We start from the raw sequence: 21,981 nt of genomic DNA on the forward strand, positions 1-21,981 counted from the left end.
TCTGACCCAGTCCCTCACCTCCGCGTTATCATTGTCAGCGGAGATAATGAGAAAGTCAGAATCTTGTCGAGACTATGCGGCAGTCACGAATTGACAGCCTCCAAAACTGCTGTAAATCAATCTCACATGGGGTCGCGATCACCCCACGAGGCGTCATGCTAGAGAATCGCGTCCATTGACCCGGCTAACGGAGGACGCGCGATGCCGTCGTTTCTTGAAATTTCACCCGAAAAGCTAAACCGCCTTATTGGTACACCGAGTGCTCCGGTGCTCATCGACGTGCGCACGCACGACGATTTCCAGGCCGATCCGAGGCTGATCCCCGGTTCGCGCCGCCATCCCTATGATGATGTCGCAGCCTGGGCGGGGCATGTGACCGGCGAAGCTGTCGTGACCATCTGCCAGAAGGGCAAGAAGCTCAGCCATGGCGTGGCCGCCTATCTGCGGACGGAAGGGATCAGTGCCGAAGTTCTGGAAGGCGGGTTTGAGGCGTGGCAAGCCGCGGGTCTTCCGCTGGTGCCGACCAGTCTCATTCCGGAGCGCGATGCTCAGGGGCGAACCGTCTGGGTGACGCGCGCGCGGCCGAAGATCGATCGTATCGCCTGCCCCTGGCTGATCCGGCGCTTCGTCGATCCGGACGCTCTCTTCCTGTTCGTTGCGGCAAGCGAAGTCGCCGCCGTCGCCGAACGTTTCGGTGCCACGCCCTTCGATATCGAGGATGTCCTCTGGAGCCACCGGGGCGAGCGTTGCACGTTCGATGTGATGGTCGAGGCGTTCGGACTTTCGACACCGCCGCTCCTGCGGCTTTCGACGATCGTGCGCGGCGCCGATACGGCCCGGCCGGATCTGGCGCCCGAGGTGGCCGGTTTGCTGGCGGCTTCTCTCGGACTGTCGCGCATGTTCAATGACGACCTCGAACAGCTTGAGGCTGGCATGACACTCTACGACGCATTCTATCGCTGGTGTCGCGATGCGACGGGGGAGGCGCATGACTGGCCTTCCGCGAGAAAGGGAGGCTGATCATGGCGGACACGATCGTTTCGGTGAAACCTTCGCGCGGGCCGACGGAGCACGGCGTCTCGTTCAGGGAGGCGTTCAAGGTCTGGCTGCGCGTCGCGGCGCTGAGCTTCGGCGGTCCGGCGGGCCAGATCGCGGTCATGCATCGGATCATCGTCGACGAGAAGAAGTGGGTCGGCGAAAGCCGGTTCCTGCACGCGCTGAACTACTGCATGCTGCTGCCCGGCCCCGAGGCCCAGCAGCTCGCTGTCTATCTCGGCTGGCTGATGCATCGCACCGCCGGCGGCCTCATGGCCGGCATCCTCTTCATCCTGCCCGGCTTCCTGTCGATCCTTGCGCTCAGCTATATCTACGTCCTCTACGGCGAGGTTTCCGTGGTCGCGGGGCTGTTCTTCGGATTGAAGGCCGCGGTGCTGGCAATCGTTCTGCAGGCTGTTTTCCGCATTGGCGGCAGGGCGTTGAAAAGCCCCGCGATGGTGCTGATCGCGGCGGCGGCCTTCATCGCGATCTTTGCTTTCCAGGTGCCCTTTCCCCTGATCATACTGGCGGCCGGGGCCATCGGCTTTGTCGGGACAAGAACCGGGCACGGATGGTTTGCAGTCTCCGGCGGACATAAGGCAGCGGCAGGCAAGATCCTGTCCGATGCGGATTCCGCGCTCGGCGAAGCCATGCCCGCGCATGCGAGGCCGAACCTCCAATGGTCGCTGCGTGTTTCCGTGGTCCTCTTGCTGCTGTGGCTCGCGCCCGTTGCAATTCTCTACGTCACGCTCGGCGCGGACAATGTCTTCACCCAGATCGGCGTCTTCTTCAGCAAGATGGCCGTGGTTACGTTCGGCGGCGCCTATGCGGTGCTGGCCTATGTCGCGCAGGAGGCGGTGCAGAACTATCAATGGCTGCGGCCCGGCGAGATGCTCGACGGGCTCGGCATGGCGGAAACGACCCCGGGACCGCTGATCATGGTGCTGCAGTTCGTCGGCTTCCTGGGCGCCTATCGCGACGCGGGCGGTCTCGGTCCCCTTCAGGCCGCAACGATCGGGGCCGTCCTTGCGACCTGGGTGACCTTCGTGCCGTGCTTCCTGTGGATCTTCCTCGGGGCGCCGTTCATCGAGCGGCTGCGCAGCAATGTGGCCATCTCCGGTGGCATGGCGGCGATCACGGCCGCCGTCGTCGGCGTGATCCTCAACCTTGCGATCTGGTTCGGCCTGCACGTCCTGTTTGCGGATGTGACCACTCTCCAGGCCGGGCCGCTCAAGATGGAAGTTCCCATGCTTTCGTCCGTCGACAGGGCCTCGCTCGTGCTGACGCTCCTGGCGGTCCTTGCAATCTTTCGCCTGAAAATGTCGGTGATGACGGTGCTCCTCGGCAGCGCGGTACTCGGCATGGCCTGGACCCTTGCCGGCATGCGGTGAGGGCGGGATTTATCCTCACGCGACGCTTACCGGAAGCCGCATCACGGTTTCACCGGTGATGGCCGCGACCGCGTTGGTGATGGCGGCCGTCGCGCAGACGATGGCCGTCTCGCCGGCGCCAGTCGGCGCGGCACTGCCCTCGACAAGCCGGATGTCGATGTCGGGCACATCGGACAGGACCGGAACGGCATAATCGAAGAAATTCTCGGGCGTGATTGCGCCGCCGTCGATGGCGAGCGCTTCCCTGAGGGCCATGCCGATGCCCCAGACGAGATTGCCCTCGATCTGTGCGCGAACCTGATCCGGATTGATCACCAGGCCGCAATCATGGGCGCACCACAGGCGCGCCACCTTGTATCCGCCGTCCGTGCGGATCACCCGCGCGATGGCTGCGGCATAGGACATGTCCTTGTAGATACCGCAGGCAAGGCCCATCCTCTCTTCGCCCGAGCCCGGACGATCGCTCCAGCCGGCCATGTCCGCGACCTCTTCCAGGACGGCCTTCAGTCGCTTGTGCTCCGGTGGCAGCGCCGCAAGCCGCATCGCCAGCGGGTCGAGCCCCTTGACCCGGGCGAGTGCATCAATGGCCGTCTCCATCGCCCAGTGGTTCGCGGCAGCCCCGAGGCCGCGCCATGGACCCGTCTTGACCGGGAGGCGCACATCCTCGAAGGCCACATGCGTCGCATCCGCGCGATAGGGCGGGATCGCACCCCGCCCGACGCCGGGATCGGGGACGAAGCTCGTGGCGAACTGCAGGCCCGGTCCCATGGCGGCGGAGGTGAAGATGACGTGACCGGAGCGGAACATGTGGTGCCAGCGCAAAATGCGCCCCGTCCCGTCGGCTGCCGCCCGGATACGGTGGCAGGACGGCGGTCGATGGAACCCCGCCTGGAACTCGTCGCGCCGTGACCATTGCACCTTCACCGGCCTGCCGCAGAGCCTGGCCAGCCTTGCCGCCTCCAGCTCGGCCGCAACAATGGTCCGTGCGCCAAAACCGCCACCGATCCGCATGGCATGCACCCGGACGGCTTCGCGGGAGAGGCCGAAGGCGGCGGCCAGCGTGTCGCGCACGAAAAAGGGATCCTGCGTTCCGGTCCAGATTTCCAGGCCGCCATCGACGAAACGGGCAATGGCCGTGCGGGGCTCGATCGAGGCATGTGCCGCGAGTGGCACGGACAGCGTGATATCGATGTCGAAGGGACCGCGCCCGGCCTCGCCCTCGTCGAGCATGACGTGCTCCATCTGTCCGGCGTCAGCCACGTCAAGCATAGTATCGACGTCGGCGGTCGCGTTCGGCGGACCGTTGTCCTCGTCGATTGACAGCAGGTCCAGCGCCTGCGCGAGCGCACCGCGACGGGTGGCCACGATGCCGACGAAATCGCCCTCGCGGTAGAGGCCGACATAGCCGGGCACGACGCTTGCAGCCGACGCATCGACGGAGCGGATCTGCCCGCCGATCGTGCGCGGACGGACGACCGCGCCGAACACCATGCCGTCGAGCCTGATATCGTCGGCATAGAGCGGCCGGTTGCCGGTGACGATCGCCTCGATGTCGTGCGTCGGAATGGGGCGGCCCACCGCGCTGTGACCATCCCGCCTTTCCATCAGCCTCGGCCGTGCTGTCCCGACATCCTCCGCCTTTACGAGCAGCGGCGGGCCGGACGCGAGCGCCTCGAACGTCAGAAGGCTGGCGATGCCGTCGCTGACGCCGTCCGCAACAATCTCGAGCGCCGAGACGGGCCGACCGAGCCGCTCGGCGGCCTTGCGCAGGATGGCGTCGCGAAGGGCAGCCGCCGCTTGCGCCACCAGCGGTCCGGTCTCGCGCATCGCATCGGAACCGACCGTCGAGCGGGCGACGGGAATGAGCGCCGTATCGGGCAGTTCCAGATCGATGTGATCGAGTTCGATGCCCAGTTCGCCGGCTGCGACCTGTCTCAGCCCGATGGATATGCCTTGCCCCATTTCCACGCGCGTCGACAGAAGCCTGAACCTGCCGCCCGGCCGCAAGCTGATCCAGGCGGCCGCGTCGGAGGGCGTCGATCTGTTGCGCGGCGGCAAGACGGGCATCAGCGCGAATGTCGCCCCGCCAGCAACGACCGTGATGCCCGCAGCACTCCAGCCGAGCGCCTTGAGAAAACGTCTCCGGGACAGGTCTGCCATCACCGTTCCTCCCGCATCATCGCCTGCGCCCGGATGATCGCCTTGTGTATCCGCGCCTGCGTTCCACAACGGCAGAGCACGCCATCCATGGCTTCGGCGATGTCGTCGGCACCGGCCTCGGGCCGTGCGGCAAGCAGCGCATAGGCGGTCATGATCTGCCCATTCTGGCAGTAGCCACATTGCGGCACGCTCTCGGCGATCCAGCTCTGCTGGAAGGGATGCAGTTTTGCCCCGGCGGACAGTCCCTCAAGGGTCAGGATGGCTTTGCCGTCGAGGGAACCGGCGGGGAGCAGGCAGGAGCGCTGCGCCTCGCCATCAATTACAACCGTGCAGGCACCGCAGGACCCGACGCCGCAGCCGAATTTCGGACCATTTAGCCCGAAATGGTCCCTGAGCACGAAGAGCAATGGCGCTTCTGCAAGATCGTCTGGAATGGTCTCCGCCTTGGTGTTCAGAAGGATGCGCATTGCGAGGCCTCCCGCTCGTGAAGCGATGACGTGCGTGCGATCCGGTAGACGCTTGCCGGCGGCAGGTTCAGGGGCACGAAGCGACGAAACCATGCGGCCAGGCCAAGCCGGAGCAGGACGGCTTCGGGTACAGGGCATCGCGGACCGTAGGTGAACTGGTAGAAGCACGCGTCGCCGACAAGGCGCTCGAATGCACCAGCGAGGATGCGTTCGACCTGAGCCGGCGGCATCGACAGAAGCGGCAGGCCGCTGACGGCCGCCGAAAAGCCGCGACATCCGGAGGGTAGTGTTGCCGCATCGCATTCGAGCACGGATGCGGCCGGAAAGCGTATCCGCAGCAATTCGGCGAATGCCGGTTCGCGTTCGACCAGCGTCAAGGCCGCTTCGGGAATGCCACGTCGCAGGAGCGCTTGCGTAAAGACCCCGGTACCCGGTCCGAGCTCCAGAACAGGGCCGGAGCGTGGCGAGATGTCGGCGGTGATCGCCTCGGCGAGCCGGCGGCTCGAAGGGGCAACCGCGGCCACCTGGAGGGGCCGGCTTATCCATGACCGGAGAAACAGTAGGTGATCGGGCGTGCGTCGCGACAGGTTCATGTTCGGCTCCATCATTGATGAAGCCGATATTGCGAAGACCGGTTCGGTCCGCATTAACCCGGGTTAAGTCTCGCGCACGCCGGCCCGGACACGGCGCGCGATACGGCTCAGGCCGACCGGCGTGATGCCGAGATAGGAAGCCAGATCCTTTTGCGGCACGCGGGCCGCCAGATGCGGCTCCTCGTCGAGCAGCAGCCTGTAGCGGGTTTCTGCGGACATCGTCAGGAACTGGCGCTCACGGCGTTCCTTGCGCTCGGCAAAGATCATCAGCGCATTGCGCACCATGCGCGACCAGGCCAGATCGCGATCCGCCAGTTGTTCGACGACCCGGAACGGCATCCTTTCCAGCACGCAGGCCTCGATCGCGCAGACGGAAAAACTCGCCTGGCCCGAGCGCAGCGCCGAGAGGCTCGCGAAAAACTGCCCTTCAGCGACCAGCGACTTTGTCCATTCGTCGCCATGCGCGTTGAGGTAGGTCAGCTTCAGCAGGCCCTGCCGCACCACATAGATGAAGGGGTGGGCTTCGTCCTGCGAAAACAGGGCCTCCCCGGCGTTGAGATGGCGCAGTTCGATGGCGTTCATCAGGAGGTCGCGCTCGGCAAGGATTTCTCCCGCGATGCTTTCGAACAGGCCGATGGCCCTGCAATCCTCAGGCCTGACGCGCACCTTGAAATCTCCTGTTTGGACGTAAGGAAGGGCCGGCGGAACAGCATCCGCCGGCCTCGATTGTTACATCATGCGCTTGATGTCGGAATAGGCGCCATCGGTCTTCAGCGTCACCGTGACCGGATCGCCGGTGCGATTGCGCCAGAACCAGCCATGGTTGCCGTCGAAGGCAGCTTCCAGAACGCCCGAGTCCTCGGCGACGCCGCGACCCTTTTCATAGGAGATGCTCTCGCCGCCGCCATCGCCATGGGTGTCGAAGTTCACCTTCGAGCCGTTGGCCGTCCAGGCATAGTTTGCCTTGGCCCCCTTGATCATGACGAGCTTGATCTCGGCGCCCTCGCCGGGCTGCAAGGTGATGGACATTTCGTCCTGCCGCATTGCCTCCTGGGCATGGGCGGACGAGACGCCGAACTCGCGGATGATGCGATCGAGAAGGCTCGATCCCTCGACAGGTGCCGTGCCCGTCGCGGATCCCGCCCCCTGATCCAGCGAAGCGGGCTGGTTCTGGTCGATCTGACGATCACGCTCGGCCTCATCCGAAAGCTGGGTCTTGATCTCGCCCATCTCGGTCAGCCCCAGCGCGGAGCCGAGACCGGTCGGATCCATGCCGTATTCGGACGGCATCACGACGGTGACGAGAAGCGCAGCAGCGGCGACGACGGAAATGACCGTCGATTTGACGAGTTGCGCCGAAGTCGGCAGGTCATCGGGATTGGGTGCTTGTGAGTTAAACATTTGAGTTGTCCTTGTTAGGTCAGGAGACGAAATAGCCGGTGAGCTGATAGCCGACGAGCAGCCAGCCCGCGGTCATCATCAGGACGTTGGCGGTGTAGGCATGGCGCAGAAAACCGGAGGTCTTGCGCCAATAACTCATGGCAATCAGGATGATGGCAAGCGCGATAAGCTGGCCGAGTTCGACGCCAACATTGAAGGCGAGAAGGTTGGGAACGAGCCCGTCTTCGGCAATGTCGTATTCCAGGATCTTGGTTGCGAGGCCGAGACCATGGAAAAAGCCGAAGATCAGCGTCGCCAGCCTGGTGTTCGGCTGGAAACCGAGCCAGCGCTGGAAGGCCCCGAGATTGTCGAGCGCCTTGTAGACGACCGAGAGCCCGATGATGGCATCGATCAGATAGGCGCTGACATTCCAGCCATAATAGACGCCGAGCAGCATCGTCGTCGAATGGCCGATGGCAAAGAGGCTGACATAGATGGCGATGTGCTTCAGCCTGTAGAGGAAGAAGATGACGCCGAACAGGAAGAGCACATGGTCGTAGCCGGTGACCATGTGTTTGGCGCCGAGATAGACGAACGGGATCAGGTGGATGCCCGTGATTTCCTGGATGTAGCCCTTGTCGCCTTCGGCGACGGCGTGGGCTGCTGCCGTACCCGCGAGAAGCAGAAGCGAGAGCGCGACAAGCGCCGCATATAGGAGCGTGTGCCGGACGGACTGGCCGTGCGACACACCTCCGCGGAGTGGTGTAGTCATGATTGTTTTCCGTAAACGAGGTGAACCGGCCGCGGGATGCGGCGTGGATCAGGCGCGGTTTACGGAGCGCGGGGGCCGGTCGATGCCGAAGGGAAGGCCCCCGTCGAGGTATCCATCGACGAGCGCATAGTCCGCCTCCAGGACGTTGCGCAGCATGTCACCCGCCACTGCGACGAGACCCGCCTTTTCGTGCGTGTGATCGGCGTGGTGGTGATCCGGCGCATCGGCGGCGTTAAGGGCGAACTCCAGATCGTCATCGTGCGAATGATCGCCGTGATCATGGGAATGGGCATCGTTTGCGACGACGACTGCCGGGGCGTGCTGGCTCAGCGAATGCGTTCCGGCCGGCATGGAAGCGAAGACGAGCATGGCAATGCCTGCCAGCACGGCCATTATCCTGGTCCCGAATCGTGGTCTCGTGTGAAGCCGCATGTTGCCCCTGATAAACGCAAACCCCGCCGGAGACAAGAATCCGCATTGAAATATCCTATCCAGGGGGATAGGTATTGGATCATGACAGAACATCGACACGAATCCCATCCCGACATCATCAAGCGGCTGAAACGCGCCGAAGGACACCTCAAGAGCGTGATCGCCATGATCGAGGCCGGCAGGCCATGCCTCGACATCGCCCAGCAGCTTCATGCGGTGGAGAAGGCGGTCGAGAATGCCAAGCGAACGCTGATCCAGGATCATCTCGACCATTGCCTCGACGAGACCGTCGGCGCGCTCGACCGCGAGCAGCGCAAGTCCATCGACGCGTTCAAGGCAATCACCAAATATCTGTAGGGAGGGCGACATGCCCGGCTTCGCCGAACTTCTCAGCCAGGGCTCCGCCCATGCCTGGCTCTTCATACCGAGTGCAATCCTCCTCGGCGCGCTGCACGGGCTGGAGCCCGGCCATTCCAAGACGATGATGGCGGCCTTCATCGTGGCAATCCGCGGCACGGTCACGCAGGCCGTGCTGCTCGGCATCGCGGCGACGATCTCGCATACGGCCGTCGTCTGGGGCATTGCCTTTGCCGGCCTCTATCTGTGGCGCGGCGTCGATGCCGAAACCGTCGAACCCTATTTCCAGCTCGCCTCGGCGGCGATCATCATCGCCATCGCGCTGTGGATGCTCTGGCGCACGTGGCTGGACCAGAAGATGGCAAAGGCCGCCGCCGGGCATTCGCATGACGGACATCACGGTTCGCACGATCATGGGGTTCACGGTCATCATCTCGCGCATGTTCATCACGGCCATGGTAAGGAGGTGCGCCGGATCGATACCGGACATGGCGTCGTCTCGCTGGAGATCTTCGAGGAGGGCGTGCCACCCGTCTTCCGCCTGCGCACCGAGCGGGGCCATGTCTGGCAACCCGCCGACGTGAAGATCACGACGGAACGGCCGGATGGATCCGTTCAGGTCTTCGCTTTCGCCGACCGGGGGGACTATCTGGAATCCCTGACCGAAATCCCGGAGCCGCACGCGTTCATGGCGCGCCTCAGCCTCGGGCATGGCAATCACAGCCACGACTACGACCTCTCCTTCGTGGAGGGCGACGGTCACGACCATATGCATGAGGAACTGCGTGGGCTGGACCTCGCGACCGATGGCTATCAGGATGCGCATGAACTGGCCCATGCCAACGATATCCGCCGCCGCTTCGCCGACCGGAAGGTGACGACCTGGCAGATCGTCCTCTTCGGCCTGACCGGCGGCCTGATCCCGTGCCCCGCCGCCATCACCGTCCTGCTGCTCTGCCTGCAGCTCAAGGAGTTAACACTGGGCTTCATCCTCGTGCTCTGCTTCTCGATCGGCCTTGCCATCACGCTGGTGACGGTCGGGGCGATCGCGGCACTCAGCGTCCGGCACGCGACGAAACGCTGGTCGTGGTTCAGCACGCTGGCACGCCGGGCGCCCTATGTCTCAAGCCTGCTGATCATCGCGGTCGGCCTCTATATCGGCATCCACGGCTGGCAGGGATTGGCCGCGCAGGCTGCTGGCGAGCCGCCTGCCGTCGAGAAGGTGGACGAGTGACGGCAGATCTTGCTGCTTATTTCGGCCTCTTCGGCGCGGCATTTCTGGCAGCCACCATCCTGCCCGCCCAATCGGAGGCCGTGCTTGCCATGATGATCCTTGCCGAGCGCTATCCGCTTGCCATCCTGATCGGGATCGCGAGCCTCGGCAATGTGCTCGGTTCCGTCGTCAACTGGGCATTCGGGCGCGGCATTGAGCACTATCGCGACCACCGCTGGTTTCCGGTCTCGCCGGAAAAGCTCGAAAGAGCCGAAGGCTTGTATCGGCGCTATGGAAAATGGTCGCTGCTGGCAAGCTGGGTGCCGGTCGTCGGCGACCCGCTCACCCTTGTCGCGGGCGTCTTGAGGGTACCGCTTCTGACCTTCATCGCACTCGTCACCATCGCCAAGGCCGGCCGCTATCTGGTGCTCGCCTGGCTGACGATCGAGGTCGCCTGACATGCTGGCCTGGATTCTCGAATTCCAGAAGGAGACCTATCTCACCTTCGGCGAGCATATTCGCACGTTGGCAGACGGAGGCGGCTCGGCGGCGCTTCTGGCCTTCCTGCCCATAGGACTGCTGCTGGGTGCCGTTCATGCCCTGATGCCCGGTCACAGCAAGCTGCTGCTTGCGACCTATGTCGCAAGTTCGTCGGGCGGGATGTGGAGCGCACTCCTGACCGCTTTCGTTCTGGCGGCGACACACATATCCATCTCGGTGCTGATCGTTCTCCTGTCGCTCCCGGTGATCGATTACATGTTCGGCGGCTCGGGACCGGGTTCCTCGCCGCTGCTCGAGCACGTAAGTCGCGGTGCCATCGGCCTGATCGGCCTCTGGATGATCTGGCGAGGTCTGAGCGCCGCCTCCCACGGCCACGCGCGCCGCAAAGGCGCGGTCTTCGGCTTCGTGGCAGGTCTCATTCCCTGTCCGCTCACCCTCTTCGTCATGACCTATGCGGCGGCCCGTGGCGTGACAGGCGCGGGACTGCTGTTCGCTGTCCTCATGCTGGCGGGCGTCGCGCTGACCCTGGGTACCGTTGCGCTCCTGGCGGTGTCCTTCAGAAAGGTCTTCGACCGGTTGTTCATCCGAAACAAAAGGCCGCTCGACAAGGTGTCGCGAGGACTGGAGATTACGGCCGGCCTCGGCATGGTCGCTGTCGCGGCAGCGACCATTTTTTGACCTCGTTTATTCAAGGTGTTGAGCGGAATCGAACCGTGGGCCGCTGTTATCGACCAAAGATCTCGTCCAAAATCCAACGCTTATGATGATTCCGCCCAAGAGTTTGACGGCGAGGGGCGTGACAACGTCTTCTGACCGAATTAGCTTGGCGCCATGGTTTCAGAGCACTGGTTAGATCAGGACAACGACGCGATTGTCGCCTTGTATTTTCAGATGCTGGGCGATGATCTTGCGGGCCGCGTCTACAACAAGGCAGCCCATAACCGCTCTCTTCAGCAAGCGCTCGGTCGATCGAAGGGCTCGATAGAATTCAAGAACTGCAATATCTCCGCTGCACTCATAGGCTTCGGTCTTTCTTACATCAGAGGATATCAACCTCGGTTCAATTTTCAGATGTCTCTGGCCGATGCGATTTCGCGATGGCTGGCCCGAAATCCAGCCTTTGACTCTGCTACTGTTCCATATCGCCCGCAGGCATTTACCGAACCGCCCGCCTTGTTTCTTGGCCTGCCGCCGACATTGCAGAACGCTCCTCCGCCTGCAGAGCTCTCGCAGATCCAAGCGATCGCTCGAAAATTCGACGTGGCAGGCCGAGATGCTCGGAACCGGGCACTCGGAAAAGCGGGCGAAGAGCGGGTGTTCCACCATGAGCGTGCCCAGCTCAAAGCTCACGGACGCGCAGACTTGGCCACGAAGGTTCGGTGGGTTTCGCAGGAGGATGGTGACGGCGCTGGCTATGACATCGAGAGTTTTGATCCAAATGGTTCGACGCGCCTCGTTGAGGTGAAGACGACCAACGGATGGGAACGCACGCCTTTCTACATATCGAGCAATGAGCTCGAGGTTGCCAACGCCAGGCGACATGAGTGGAGCCTTGTTCGGCTATTCGACTTTTCCCGTGACGTTCGAGCCTTTGAGCTGCGGCCGCCACTTGAGGCACATGTTTCGTTGTTTGCGACCCAGTACGAGGCCAGTTTTTAGCGGCACTCGCTTGGACGTCCGGACCAAGTGCATCAGCGCCTTTCGATGCGCCACCCCAGGTATGACACCCAATCACAGCGATTCAGGTTTCTTTTGCCCTATGGCCTTAGCAGGCCAGCCCCGGAATTTCCTCCGGTGAAGAGTGCGAACCAGGAATGCCATGAGAAACCAGTCTGCTTTATCCAGTCAATTTCAGCGAAAAATTTCAACCTTCTGCGATGTCCGCGTCGCGCCGCTCGTTTCACCGCGCGAGTTGAACAACATCCGACCCTACCTCCTCAGCCTGATCATTTACCGCAAGTATCCGCCAACGCGATCGGGCCGCACGGATTGGTTATCGATCCACGCAGCATGCGGCCTCGAAACCGCAATGAGCAGTGCCTTGAGAAAAACCCTTCAATCCGGGCTCGAGGCAATTGTCCGCTGGATCGACAAGGAGCAGGAGGGACCGAATGATGGGCGTTCAACCACCAAGGTCGCGAAGAGGGCAAGGCGTCCGAAGGACGAAGGGTCGACATCCAATGACACCGGTGGTCGTCCGAGAGGCAAGACAGGTGTTCCACCCAAGCCCATCGAGGAATTTCCGCAACCCTTGTTCGACGCGTCGGAAGATCCAGCCGACTTCGCATCGGCCCTCATGTACCATATGCGCAGGCATGGCGACTCCGATTGGCATCTCCATCGCGCTGTTGCAGACCGACACCCAGGCTTCGAACGCTCCACCTTGGTCAGTTGGAGAAAAGGAACAAAGTCACCTCGTACCGTCGATAGCCTGGAGGTCCTGTCATCATTCGAACGGCGGTATCGTCTCCGCTCCGGGTATTTCAAGGCGAAGCTGCCACATCAGTCTCGCTCAGCATCAGGGTTCGAACTTGCGAGCGAGGTCAGCGCTGCCGAACGACGACGCCTCGCCTGGCACCTTCCCGATGACTTCAACACCCTTCCCTTCGCCAAGCGCGAGGAAATCCTGGAATGGGTGCGCCGTGTCATCATTACTGGCTCTACCGACTATCGGCGTTTTCAGGCCACCGCATCCAAGCAGCGTTATGCGATCCGCTTCCCCGCGATTTCTTACGGCAGCACGCTGTCCCCTCGCTTCATTGATGGCGACGACGTCGTCGAGGCCGATCATACCTCGATCGAAGACCCAGATCTGCTCGCCGGCGTGATCGACGCACCGCCCCGGCTGTCGATGGAGATGGCGAACCTCGTGCATTTCAAGACCGCCACTCTGACGGCCGTCGGATTTCAGCGAAGTGGGGTCTGGGGCGAGGAGACGACGTCGCAGAAGATCGAGCATCTTGGGCTCATGTTCGGATCGCTGGCAGCATCGCCCAAAGGTGCTGTCAAAGGCTACGGCGTACCTTTGGCGCAGCTGACATTTGGTCTGCTGGTTTTTCCAGGTGTTTGGGATTGGTATCTGCAGTGGCGTGAGCGGCGCCGTGGGTTCTATACGAAATGGGAGGAGGACATGCTTCAGATCCTCCTGGGCATGGTTCGACCGGAAACCGGCTGGATGTGGCAGCATCGTCAGCTTGCCGTCAATTTGAAACCAATTCCCGGATTGGTCAGTACAGCCGAAATCCTCTCCGCCCAGAATGACTGGCATGCAGCGTGCGAAACCGCCTTCAAGCATGCAACGCAACGGCAGAAAGAAATCCAGCGCGTAGCTCGCGTCCATCGCGATCCCTTTGAGCCCATCATGTGCGTGCTCGAGGCCGAAAGCCCGCTAGGCGAATACAGAAAAATCACCGAAGAAATCGTCAAGCGCATACCCGATGAAAGCCGCTACCCGCGCGCCGCGGCCGAAGCCGTCAGGTCGTTCCTGCTTCTGAGGCTTGGCCTTCATCTCGGCCTGCGCCAGAAGAACCTGCGACAGCTAATGGTCTGCCCGCGTGGACAGTTTCCAACGTCCGAACGCCGGTTGGAGGACATGAAACGCGGCGAGCTTCGATGGAGCGATCGTGATCATGGCTGGGAGGTCTTGATCCCGGCAGTCGCATTCAAGAATGCGAACTCGTCATTCTTCGGCTCAAAGCCTTTCAGGCTCATCCTGCCCGATCTGCAGGATCTCTATTTCTACATCGATGCCTATGTCAGTCGGCATCGCCGTGTCCTGCTTGGCGGGTCCGAAGATCCCGGCACCCTGTTCATCAAGACCGTGAAGACAACCAGCAAGGATGCCGCCTACAATCAGACCACCTTCTATGAAGCCTGGAAACTGGCTATCCAGCGCTATGGCATCTTCAACCCCTACACCGGCCGCGGTGTGATCAAGGGCTTGTTGCCGCATGGACCGCATAATGTTCGAGACGTCCTTGCAACACATATCCTGAAGCAAACCGGGTCGTACGAACAGGCAAGCTATGCCATCCAGGACACACCAGACATGGTCGCCCAACACTATGGGCGGTTCCTGCCACAAGATAAGGCCGCATTGGCAGCAAAGATCCTGAACCGGGTGTGGGAGGCCGCGTAGACGCGGACGGCTCACTCTTTGTCGATAATCCTCAGCAAGTGCGCGGCCCGAGTGGCAATCACTCCGCGCACTGTCTCGAGGATCGGATGCTGGATGCCAGCGTTCGAAAGCTCGACCAGCAGTGCATCCGCTTCCTTTTCGATGTTGCCGGCCAGTGTGGCGATGTCGCTGATGAGGAGGCGTTGCGCTGCTTTGGTATCGGGAACGAGGGTCAGCCAGTGTTTCAGCTGGATCGTGTCGGCAACTGATCGACCGCCGATTTTCATGGCGAGCTTCTTCGCAAGTCTCGGATATGCGGCTGTGCAGACCACGTCATAGAGTGGGGCCAAGTCCGGCGTGTTGCCATGATAAAGAAGCGCATAGTTCTTCCCATGGGCATCGGCATTGCCAACAAGATAATGAAGAAGAAGCATCCTGATGAAGCGCAGGCGATCGGCCGCTGGCCTGCCGCATGCTCGGTTGATGAGATCGATGGAACGATCTGTGCCGGGGCCGCCCTCCTCCTCATATTTGAGTTCCGGCGGGATGCTCAAGGCCTGGCAGAAATCTTCCTGATGCAATCGATCGATGCGGCCGTCGCGTGTCCGGGCCCGGTCATAACGCTCGATGAGGAGGAATGCCGTCTCTCCGCTCCACTGCATTTCCACAGCGGGAACCGGCAGGTTCAGGCGCCCGGCAAGCCGCAGGCAGAAGAGCTCGTTCTCGACGGTTCCTTCCAACCCCGGGATCACTGGCTTGAGAATATGGGTTGTCGGCCGGCCGCCCTTCGCCAATCCGATGGCATCGCCTTGCACAATGACCGCAAGCTTGTCCTGAGCTCCGGCAAGGGACAGGCGAACGCCTTCCTCGCCGCCCAGAAGAGGGCGACCGCGCAACTTTCCGATCAGCTCAGCCAGTCTTGTACTGGTGAGCTCCTCAACCCCATCATCGTCATCGGCAGCGGGCGCTTCTCCGGAACGATAGAGAGACAGTGCGCCAGCGCACTCGCCTCCGATGACTTCGAGCAAACCGAAGGCATTTCCGGACGACAGTCCAAGCGCGCCCGCCAGCCGCTGCCTGGCGCCCTCGTCGGGAAGAAGACCGGAAAAGAATGGACGGACGACCTGATCGGAATACTGCTCCTCCCTCAACGGCATGGAGAAGGAGATGGCTCTGGCATCACCCGATTGGAGATAGTCGGTGTCGTAGGCGAAGGATAGCGTCCCATCGGTTTCCTGTCCGAGGATGCCGGTCTTCCTGTTCTTGAAGTAGACATCGAGATATCTGGTCACAGTCGGAGCTCGCGCCGGGTACTAACAGAGACGATGAGGCCAAGCGTCTGGGCGACTTGCAAGGCACGACCAAGCTGACAGCTCTCCTTGCCGGCCTCCAACTCACGCACAAATCGCACGCCGACGCCCGCAAGGCCTGCGAGTTGTTCCTGGGTCAGTTTCTGGGATTTTCGCTCGGTGCGAACGAGCGCACCAAAGGTTTTCGCATCTGCAATGGTGCTCATCATCATCCCTCTCGGGACGAAAATAGCATCTAAAAAGCGAACAATCAAGTAAACGTCCCGATCGGGACCAATTGTAGGTTTTTGGTTACGCAGGCTGACCTCCCATCCCGATCGGGACGAAGCCGGGCAATGAGGTATGTATCTTGAAGACCCGGCGACGCTCACGCTCTTGGGAGCGAAGAAGAAACTATTTCCGCGTCTTGTCGCAGACGGGCCGGCAGCCACCTTGAAGGGATACGAACCGACGACCCGGCCTTCTTTGTCGATGCGCTTAAACTACATACCATTGTTTTTACTAAAAAATTCATCTTCTGAATGAATCAAAAAAACCGGCAGCCATAACCGTCTTAGCAAGATGCAAAGGTGGGGACTGTCAATGACTGTCTCCACTGCGGCGCATACATCCTTTTCGCTCCTAGATGCCGCTGAGTTCTTTCCACACGAGCTGCATCGAGTTAACGCTCATAGGTCCACCCTTCGGAAGCGCCGCGCGCCAATCGTTTTCAGAAAAGTTGTTCATCCAGCTACGGACGTCTCTGAAGGTATTTGGTTGGCCTTTGCCTCTCGTACGCCAGATCTCGGCGGCGCCTTCAGCGACCAGCCTCGGAACGCCGGCCATTCTGAGCCAGACGCCCTCTGTGGAGGAGACGCCAAAGAAAACCATAGATGGGATATGCTGCGCGACTTCCGCCTCCTTCGAAACTTTTCCGGACAGGCAAAGGCCCTCAAGCGCTCCCAGTCCCCAGGAAGCGTTTCCGATCAGTGTGGAAAAGAGATAGGTGCTGAAGTCGGTGAGCTTCTGATCTGGCGTTCGTTGCGAGCCGTCGGAATTAGGCAGGGCGTACTTTTCGGCAAGCTCTCCAAGCGAAGCGCCTTGCACCCAGTCTCGGAGGATCGATGCGGCACGTTCGGCATCGAATGGCCCGCCGCCGACACCGTCGCCCAATCGCATTTCCGGCACTCCGGCAATGAGTTCGACGCGCTGACGAAGCGCAGAAATGTCATCGCCGAACAGTTTTGACGGCAACCAGTCTGCAGGATCCTGCAGCCCCCTATTCTCGCTTACCTTGGCGTTCAGATAGAAAACGCTTGGCGTAGCGAATCCGGTCGTGTCGGCAAGAGCTAGCAGTCCTTTCGCCTGCCCGGCTATCGATCGGACATATGAGCGGCAAAGTTTAATAAACTTGTCGAGATCCGATCGTTCAAGTGCGGCTTGATGATAGATGAGGCTGGAGCGCAGAAGATTTTCCATCTCGTCCGCCATGCCGACATTGTCGGATGTTCTGACCGCATGGGCCAGAAACTGCAGTAGGGCCGACAGTTCCGGATAGCTTCTGAGGACAGCGAGATTAAACTGCTCGCCGATTTCGTCCGCTGCGACGATTAGCGCGGCAAGCTGACTTGAAATTGCTGTCGCCTCGCCCTTCAAGAAATCGACATAGTCAGCCTTGCGCTTGGTGCTTTCGCTTGGGAAGGCGATGACACCAAGCGAATCCATCAGCGCCCGCCCTGCTCTCCCAGCGATGTTCCAGAAGTCCGAATAGGTAAGGGGCTTGTCACGCTTTTGCAGCGTTTCCATCACGACGGTGGAGATCGGGAAGTTCACGCCCTGGGCAAGCGTTGTCGTTCCGCAGACGATCGCAACATCGCCATTGGCAATCAAGCGCTCAACGAGCCAACGCGTCTCCTGCGACAACCCGGCATGATGATAGGCAACACCGGCGCGGATCGCCTTGCTGAGCGGCGTCGGCGCCCCGACCTCGGCTTCGGAAAACTCGCAGACCGCCTGCGCCAGCGGCGACAGTTTTTTCAGGGGCCCGAGCTCGTTAGCAAGCTCGGTCGCCCGTTTCATGGCGGTGCCTTTCCCGCGGCAGAGGATGAGAACGCCGCCACGCCCTCGCATCGCCCGTGCCGTCGCACGGCTGATCGAGGAAACTGACAGCTGCTCGGGGACTTCGGAACGGGGCGCGATCGAGATTTCGGTTCCGGCGCGGACATCGACATTGTCGCTTGCAGGCAAAGCTTCGAGCGCCAGCCTTCGTTTGCTCTGACGCCCGACAGCAGACACGGACCCGACGATTCGCCGGCTCGGGCGCCAGCTGACCTGGATCGGCGGCAGGGCGCGGTCTTCGCCGAGCCAGCTGACAATCTCGTGGCCATTCGGCAGGAACGGCGACAGAAGCAGAAAACGGGCATTTCTGCGTTCGCGTTTGATCGTGCCAAGTAGCAGTTCCAGTCGAGCACCGCGTGTGCCGTCCTGCAGATTGTGCGCTTCGTCGGCAACAATCAGATTGAGATTCTTGACGGATGGATGATCGACACGGATCAGGAGGTCGAGTTTTTCCGGCGTAGTCACGAGCACATCGATTCTGTCGCCCAGGAGCCTTGCCTCCGTCGGATCGAGTTCGAAAGCCGGCACCGCCATTTCGACGACGAAGTTCAGCTTGGCGAAATCCCGCCGCAGATCGAACGTGACCTGGTTCACTAGCGCGCGCGTCGGAACGATATAGGCGACCGTTGCGGTGTCGTTAAAGGCTTTCGCTTGTACAATAGCGAACTTGGCAAGTAACGTTTTTCCTGCGCTTGTCGGCATTTCGACAAGGATGGCGCGACGATAGGGATCGAGGAAGCTGTTTCGCAAGGCTTCCTGCTGGCTTGGCCACAGTTCGAGGACCGGTTTGCTGTTCGAGTGGTCGAGCAGAAGGCGGCCGAACTGCTGGACGCCGTCCGGAAGGCCCTCGATGTGGCTCCACAACGAATTGCGAATCAACTCGCGGCAGCCCGCCCAAAGAAGGTCGGCGAAATTGGTGTATTCCGGCGTGGCCGATAACTGAAAGGATTCCACCGCCTTTCGTCGACCGGTGTCGATGCGCAGGCCGGCCTGCGTCCCACCGTCGCCGCCGGTCTTCAGGTAATCGCCCGCCGTTGTGATCAGCTGGGCCAGATGGTAAAAGCCAACCAGGGTCAGCGCATTGCGCGTCTGAAGATCGTCTTCGGTCTGATCGAGAAACTGAGGTTCAAAACTTGCCTGTTCTCGACGAAGGGTTTCGATGAGGGTGAGACCCGTCTCCACATCCTCCCAGCCACCGGCTTTCCTAACGAGAAGTGTGAATGCCGTCGCGATATTTTGGGCGAGGCGCGCCAACCAGTTGTCGCTATTGCTGGGGACCAGACTGAACTGGGCCAGGTGGTGTCGGGTTTCCGCCGCCGCGTCGGCGAGAAGGCCGGAGGCAGCAACATGAAACGCCAGTTCCACCTCAAACGGAAGAACGGTGGCGGAACCGAACACGTCCGGTCGAGCCGCCGGTCTGACATCTGTCCGTCGCGCGTGATCGGCGATGGCCATCCAGCAAGAAAGCGCAGAGTAAAAGGACGGAACGTGGCTGCTTTCCCGATCGCGCTCGGAGCGGCCATGTCGATAATTTGTCAGTCCGTCACTTTCAAAGGCATAAGCAAGTCGTGGTGTACGCGTAATGTCGCTCGTGGCACGATCAGCAGCATGGACGAGATCGGCTGCAAGAACGCTCTCGCGGGCTTGCGCCACGCGTTCACGCACAGCCTCCTCCTGAAGGATTGATGAGAGAGAATTTTGCTGGCCGCTCTGTCCGATCATGGCGCGCCCACCTTGTTCTCCACCGCTTGAGCCCATGCTTTGAGGATGTCGTCGATCACTCCAGGCAGCTTCCAGACGAGGAAGCGAACGCGCGCCGGCTCGTAGTCAAGCGGGCTGGTGCGGAAGGAACCAAAGTCGGCATCCGTGTGGAGCGACTTTGGACGCATGAGAACGCAGCAACTCACGACTTCGACCTTATCCCAGAGTTCGTGCTCCAAGTACATAGCCGCCGCGATCAAATTATCCCGCTCGGCATCGCTCGCGGCTCGCCTGGCACAATCCATAAGCTTATCAATCGTCTCCCTCCGCTCCTTCATGTGGCCGAGGTGCTGGTTACGCATGCAATCGTCGGACTTGTCGACCACCTGGGGCGCCGAACCAGGCTTAATGCTCTCAGAAGAGAACTTAACTTCGGCAAGGACGATAACGTGCTTGTCGCCGACTTCGATGCCGATCGCATCGATGCCACGACCAGGTAGCTTCGTCAGTTCGCGGTCGCGCACAAGCTTATAAGCGATCTCAGTTCCGAATGTACGTTCAAGAAGCATGTACGCCGCAACCTCGCTGAGATCGCTGCGCATGACTGAAAAATTCTTCTTCTGATAGTCTTCCTTTGGCACAGTGGCCTGAGCTACGCGCGCCTTGATCGCCGCGCCGGTGAAACCGCCAAGGCCGGGAAACTCGAAAAGGTCGGGAAGAGGCGCGGCGAAACTTGTCCGCAAGCGCACATATTCGGCCGCTACCACATCGATCCAAGCCGAGAAATCTTCCGGTTCATATGAAGAATAATGATGCGGAGCGTCGAGCGTTTCGACGCGCTTTATGTTACCCCAAGGCATCCCCGGCCCACTTCAAGTTGTTGAATCCTTATGAGTGGGACTCGAACTAAAATCAAGGGGTGAGGGCTGCCCACTTGTCGCGGTCACCATTTCAGATACAAGTGAATCCTCTACGATGGCCACGCCTGTGTTGTGCTTTCGATCAGATGCAACGGGGCAGCCACCGAGGAAGCTCGACCGTCTCCAATGGTGCTGTCGGGCGGAGCACCCTGCCGGAGCAGCAACAGGCAGAAATGAACGTCCCCGACGAGCGGTATATGCGTTTCGTGTACGATGGCCGCCTTCCCAACCCGCTGCCAACGCCCGCACCGATTCCTAGCGCAAAGGACGGCAACCGGATCCTGCAACCGATGATACCCTGAATTTTATCCCAAGCGCTTGAGAACGTCCTTGCGTTGCAGCACCGAACTGGCGTTTTATTCGGTTTCACGGGTAGGGAGGGCGAGACGTGGGACACGAAGAGGAAACAACCGTCAGCGGCAAGAGTGGTATCGGATTATGCCTCTCAGGCGGTGGCTACCGGGCGATGGTCTTTCACCTGGGTGCGCTGCTGCGGTTGAACGAGGCGGGATTGCTCAAGCATTTGTCGCGCGTCTCCAGCGTTTCGGGTGGATCGATTACTGCGGCCTATCTCGGCCTTCGGTGGAAGGATCTCGACTTTGACCCCGGCGGGCGGGCCAACGCACTCGGTATCGTCATCGACAAGATCCGTGAAATGGCGTCAACGACAATCGACGCTGGAGCGATCCTCGGTGGCATCCTGCTGCCAGGCTCGATCAGCGACAGGGTCGCGGCGGCCTATGATCGGGTTCTTTTTCGAGGAGCAGGTCTCAATCAACTGCCTGACGACGATCATGGTCCGCGCTTCGTCATCAATGCAACAAATGTGCAGACTGGCGCGCTGTGGCGTTTCTCGCGTCCCTATATGGGCGACTATCGCGTCGGTCTCGTCGCCAACCCTGAGACGCCGCTTTCACTTGCCGTTGCCGCCTCGTCCGCCTTCCCGCCAGTTTTGTCCCCGCTAACGCTTGACATCGACGCGGAAGCTCAATGGAATAATGCCGGGGATCTTCCCGACACCGCCTTTCGAGGATCGGTGGTGCTGAGCGATGGGGGCGTCTACGACAATCTCGGCCTTGAGACCGTGATAAAGAGCTGCCGCACCGTGCTCGTCAGCGATGCCGGCCAGAAGATAAGTTCCGAGGTCGGTCCCCATCATGACTGGGCCCGCCATTCAATCAGGATCCTCGACATTGTTGACAACCAGGTTCGCAGCCTGCGGAAGCGCGCGCTGATCGACAGCTTTCAAGCCCGCACAATTCTTGGCTGCTATTGGGGCATTCGCTCCGACATCAAAGATTATGCCTTGGCAAGCGACCCGCTAGCCGCAGAGAGCCGAGACCCGTCCCATCTGGCGGCCATTCCGACGCGCCTGCAGGCGATGGCCAACGAGGAGCAGGAACGGCTGATCAATTGGGGATACGCGGTAACGGACGCGGCGCTTCGAAAGCACTTTGCCGTGGACTTCGAGGCGATCACGGGACGAAAGCTTGCCGAGCCTGCAGGCTTTCCCTACCCCGTCGGTTATTAGGAGA

Annotated in this window: 20 protein-coding genes; 9 read left to right on the top strand and 11 right to left on the bottom strand. The window is 61.0% G+C overall.

The features are described 5' to 3' along the window. The first annotated feature begins 201 nt into the window (after nucleotides 1-201). Nucleotides 202-1,020, top strand: a complete 819-nt coding sequence (locus Q4481_RS19185; RefSeq protein WP_052642660.1) for a chromate resistance protein ChrB domain-containing protein — start codon at nucleotides 202-204, stop codon at nucleotides 1,018-1,020. Between the two features lie 2 nt (nucleotides 1,021-1,022). Continuing rightward, nucleotides 1,023-2,426 carry a chromate efflux transporter gene (gene chrA, locus Q4481_RS19190; RefSeq protein WP_304378013.1) on the top strand — a complete coding sequence of 468 codons (1,404 nt, stop codon included), beginning with the start codon at nucleotides 1,023-1,025 and terminating at the stop codon, nucleotides 2,424-2,426. Nucleotides 2,427-2,441: 15 nt separating this feature from the next. Here the strand turns inward: chrA and Q4481_RS19195 are convergent, their stop codons facing one another. The 7 genes from Q4481_RS19195 to Q4481_RS19225 form a co-directional block, all read right to left on the bottom strand. Beyond that, complete coding sequence (locus Q4481_RS19195; RefSeq protein WP_304378014.1) at nucleotides 2,442-4,586, bottom strand: xanthine dehydrogenase family protein molybdopterin-binding subunit; 2,145 nt, start codon at nucleotides 4,584-4,586, stop codon at nucleotides 2,442-2,444. Next, on the bottom strand, nucleotides 4,586-5,053 hold the full coding sequence (locus tag Q4481_RS19200; protein WP_304378015.1) for a (2Fe-2S)-binding protein: 468 nt from the start codon (nucleotides 5,051-5,053) through the stop codon (nucleotides 4,586-4,588). Before Q4481_RS19200 ends, Q4481_RS19195 begins: the two co-directional genes overlap by 1 nt. Further along, on the bottom strand, nucleotides 5,038-5,646 hold the full coding sequence (locus tag Q4481_RS19205) for a class I SAM-dependent methyltransferase (RefSeq protein ID WP_304378016.1): 609 nt from the start codon (nucleotides 5,644-5,646) through the stop codon (nucleotides 5,038-5,040). Before Q4481_RS19205 ends, Q4481_RS19200 begins: the two co-directional genes overlap by 16 nt. Before the next feature lie 63 nt (nucleotides 5,647-5,709). Continuing rightward, on the bottom strand, nucleotides 5,710-6,312 hold the full coding sequence (locus Q4481_RS19210) for a Crp/Fnr family transcriptional regulator (RefSeq protein ID WP_052642654.1): 603 nt from the start codon (nucleotides 6,310-6,312) through the stop codon (nucleotides 5,710-5,712). A gap of 63 nt (nucleotides 6,313-6,375) precedes the next feature. Beyond that, complete coding sequence (locus tag Q4481_RS19215) at nucleotides 6,376-7,047, bottom strand: transmembrane anchor protein (protein ID WP_304378017.1); 672 nt, start codon at nucleotides 7,045-7,047, stop codon at nucleotides 6,376-6,378. 19 nt (nucleotides 7,048-7,066) lie between these two features. Continuing rightward, nucleotides 7,067-7,798: a HupE/UreJ family protein gene (locus Q4481_RS19220; protein ID WP_304378018.1), complete on the bottom strand. Its 732-nt coding sequence runs from the start codon at nucleotides 7,796-7,798 to the stop codon at nucleotides 7,067-7,069. A 48-nt stretch (nucleotides 7,799-7,846) separates the two neighbouring features. Beyond that, nucleotides 7,847-8,191, bottom strand: a complete 345-nt coding sequence (locus tag Q4481_RS19225; RefSeq protein ID WP_304378019.1) for a hypothetical protein — start codon at nucleotides 8,189-8,191, stop codon at nucleotides 7,847-7,849. A 120-nt stretch (nucleotides 8,192-8,311) separates the two neighbouring features. Between Q4481_RS19225 and Q4481_RS19230 the strand changes: the two genes are divergently transcribed. The 6 genes from Q4481_RS19230 (at nucleotide 8,312) to Q4481_RS19255 (ending at nucleotide 14,439) form a co-directional block, all read left to right on the top strand. After that, nucleotides 8,312-8,587 carry a metal-sensing transcriptional repressor gene (locus Q4481_RS19230; RefSeq protein WP_304378020.1) on the top strand — a complete coding sequence of 92 codons (276 nt, stop codon included), beginning with the start codon at nucleotides 8,312-8,314 and terminating at the stop codon, nucleotides 8,585-8,587. Nucleotides 8,588-8,597: 10 nt separating this feature from the next. Then, nucleotides 8,598-9,821: a nickel/cobalt efflux transporter gene (locus Q4481_RS19235; protein WP_304378021.1), complete on the top strand. Its 1,224-nt coding sequence runs from the start codon at nucleotides 8,598-8,600 to the stop codon at nucleotides 9,819-9,821. Beyond that, nucleotides 9,818-10,258: a YqaA family protein gene (locus Q4481_RS19240; protein WP_304378022.1), complete on the top strand. Its 441-nt coding sequence runs from the start codon at nucleotides 9,818-9,820 to the stop codon at nucleotides 10,256-10,258. The genes Q4481_RS19235 and Q4481_RS19240 overlap by 4 nt, the downstream gene beginning before the upstream one ends. Nucleotide 10,259: 1 nt before the next feature. Continuing rightward, nucleotides 10,260-10,979: an urease accessory protein UreH domain-containing protein gene (locus Q4481_RS19245; protein ID WP_304378023.1), complete on the top strand. Its 720-nt coding sequence runs from the start codon at nucleotides 10,260-10,262 to the stop codon at nucleotides 10,977-10,979. A gap of 153 nt (nucleotides 10,980-11,132) precedes the next feature. Then, on the top strand, nucleotides 11,133-11,960 hold the full coding sequence (locus Q4481_RS19250) for a protein NO VEIN domain-containing protein (RefSeq protein WP_304378024.1): 828 nt from the start codon (nucleotides 11,133-11,135) through the stop codon (nucleotides 11,958-11,960). A 160-nt stretch (nucleotides 11,961-12,120) separates the two neighbouring features. Continuing rightward, nucleotides 12,121-14,439 (top strand): hypothetical protein, encoded by a 2,319-nt coding sequence (locus tag Q4481_RS19255; RefSeq protein WP_304378025.1) that lies wholly within the window; start codon nucleotides 12,121-12,123, stop codon nucleotides 14,437-14,439. 11 nt (nucleotides 14,440-14,450) lie between these two features. Here Q4481_RS19255 and Q4481_RS19260 read toward each other — a convergent pair whose 3' ends face one another. The 4 genes from Q4481_RS19260 to Q4481_RS19275 all read right to left on the bottom strand — a co-directional run bounded on the left by Q4481_RS19260 (nucleotide 14,451) and on the right by Q4481_RS19275 (nucleotide 20,386). Then, nucleotides 14,451-15,710, bottom strand: coding sequence for a type II toxin-antitoxin system HipA family toxin (locus Q4481_RS19260; RefSeq protein ID WP_304378026.1), 1,260 nt, complete (start codon nucleotides 15,708-15,710; stop codon nucleotides 14,451-14,453). Continuing rightward, nucleotides 15,707-15,934, bottom strand: coding sequence for a helix-turn-helix domain-containing protein (locus Q4481_RS19265; protein WP_304378027.1), 228 nt, complete (start codon nucleotides 15,932-15,934; stop codon nucleotides 15,707-15,709). Before Q4481_RS19265 ends, Q4481_RS19260 begins: the two co-directional genes overlap by 4 nt. A 415-nt stretch (nucleotides 15,935-16,349) precedes the next feature. Then, nucleotides 16,350-19,490: a DEAD/DEAH box helicase gene (locus Q4481_RS19270; protein ID WP_304378028.1), complete on the bottom strand. Its 3,141-nt coding sequence runs from the start codon at nucleotides 19,488-19,490 to the stop codon at nucleotides 16,350-16,352. Between the two features lie 53 nt (nucleotides 19,491-19,543). After that, on the bottom strand, nucleotides 19,544-20,386 hold the full coding sequence (locus tag Q4481_RS19275) for a hypothetical protein (RefSeq protein WP_304378029.1): 843 nt from the start codon (nucleotides 20,384-20,386) through the stop codon (nucleotides 19,544-19,546). A 448-nt stretch (nucleotides 20,387-20,834) separates the two neighbouring features. On the opposite strand from Q4481_RS19275, the gene Q4481_RS19280 reads away from it, so the two are divergent. Next, nucleotides 20,835-21,977: a patatin-like phospholipase family protein gene (locus tag Q4481_RS19280; RefSeq protein ID WP_304378030.1), complete on the top strand. Its 1,143-nt coding sequence runs from the start codon at nucleotides 20,835-20,837 to the stop codon at nucleotides 21,975-21,977. Nucleotides 21,978-21,981 lie beyond the last annotated feature (4 nt).

Source organism: Fluviirhizobium alvei, assembly GCF_030551875.1.
Lineage (GTDB): Bacteria > Pseudomonadota > Alphaproteobacteria > Rhizobiales > Rhizobiaceae > Rhizobium_E > Rhizobium_E alvei.

Coding starts and splice junctions, on each gene's coding strand:
- Q4481_RS19185 (WP_052642660.1), top strand. CDS start 202: ATGCCGTCGTTTCTTGAAATTTCACCCGAAAAGCTAAACCGCCTTATT.
- chrA (WP_304378013.1), top strand. CDS start 1,023: ATGGCGGACACGATCGTTTCGGTGAAACCTTCGCGCGGGCCGACGGAG.
- Q4481_RS19195 (WP_304378014.1), bottom strand. CDS start 4,586: ATGGCAGACCTGTCCCGGAGACGTTTTCTCAAGGCGCTCGGCTGGAGT.
- Q4481_RS19200 (WP_304378015.1), bottom strand. CDS start 5,053: ATGCGCATCCTTCTGAACACCAAGGCGGAGACCATTCCAGACGATCTT.
- Q4481_RS19205 (WP_304378016.1), bottom strand. CDS start 5,646: ATGAACCTGTCGCGACGCACGCCCGATCACCTACTGTTTCTCCGGTCA.
- Q4481_RS19215 (WP_304378017.1), bottom strand. CDS start 7,047: ATGTTTAACTCACAAGCACCCAATCCCGATGACCTGCCGACTTCGGCG.
- Q4481_RS19220 (WP_304378018.1), bottom strand. CDS start 7,798: ATGACTACACCACTCCGCGGAGGTGTGTCGCACGGCCAGTCCGTCCGG.
- Q4481_RS19225 (WP_304378019.1), bottom strand. CDS start 8,191: ATGGCCGTGCTGGCAGGCATTGCCATGCTCGTCTTCGCTTCCATGCCG.
- Q4481_RS19230 (WP_304378020.1), top strand. CDS start 8,312: ATGACAGAACATCGACACGAATCCCATCCCGACATCATCAAGCGGCTG.
- Q4481_RS19235 (WP_304378021.1), top strand. CDS start 8,598: ATGCCCGGCTTCGCCGAACTTCTCAGCCAGGGCTCCGCCCATGCCTGG.
- Q4481_RS19245 (WP_304378023.1), top strand. CDS start 10,260: ATGCTGGCCTGGATTCTCGAATTCCAGAAGGAGACCTATCTCACCTTC.
- Q4481_RS19250 (WP_304378024.1), top strand. CDS start 11,133: ATGGTTTCAGAGCACTGGTTAGATCAGGACAACGACGCGATTGTCGCC.
- Q4481_RS19255 (WP_304378025.1), top strand. CDS start 12,121: ATGAGAAACCAGTCTGCTTTATCCAGTCAATTTCAGCGAAAAATTTCA.
- Q4481_RS19265 (WP_304378027.1), bottom strand. CDS start 15,934: ATGAGCACCATTGCAGATGCGAAAACCTTTGGTGCGCTCGTTCGCACC.
- Q4481_RS19275 (WP_304378029.1), bottom strand. CDS start 20,386: ATGCCTTGGGGTAACATAAAGCGCGTCGAAACGCTCGACGCTCCGCAT.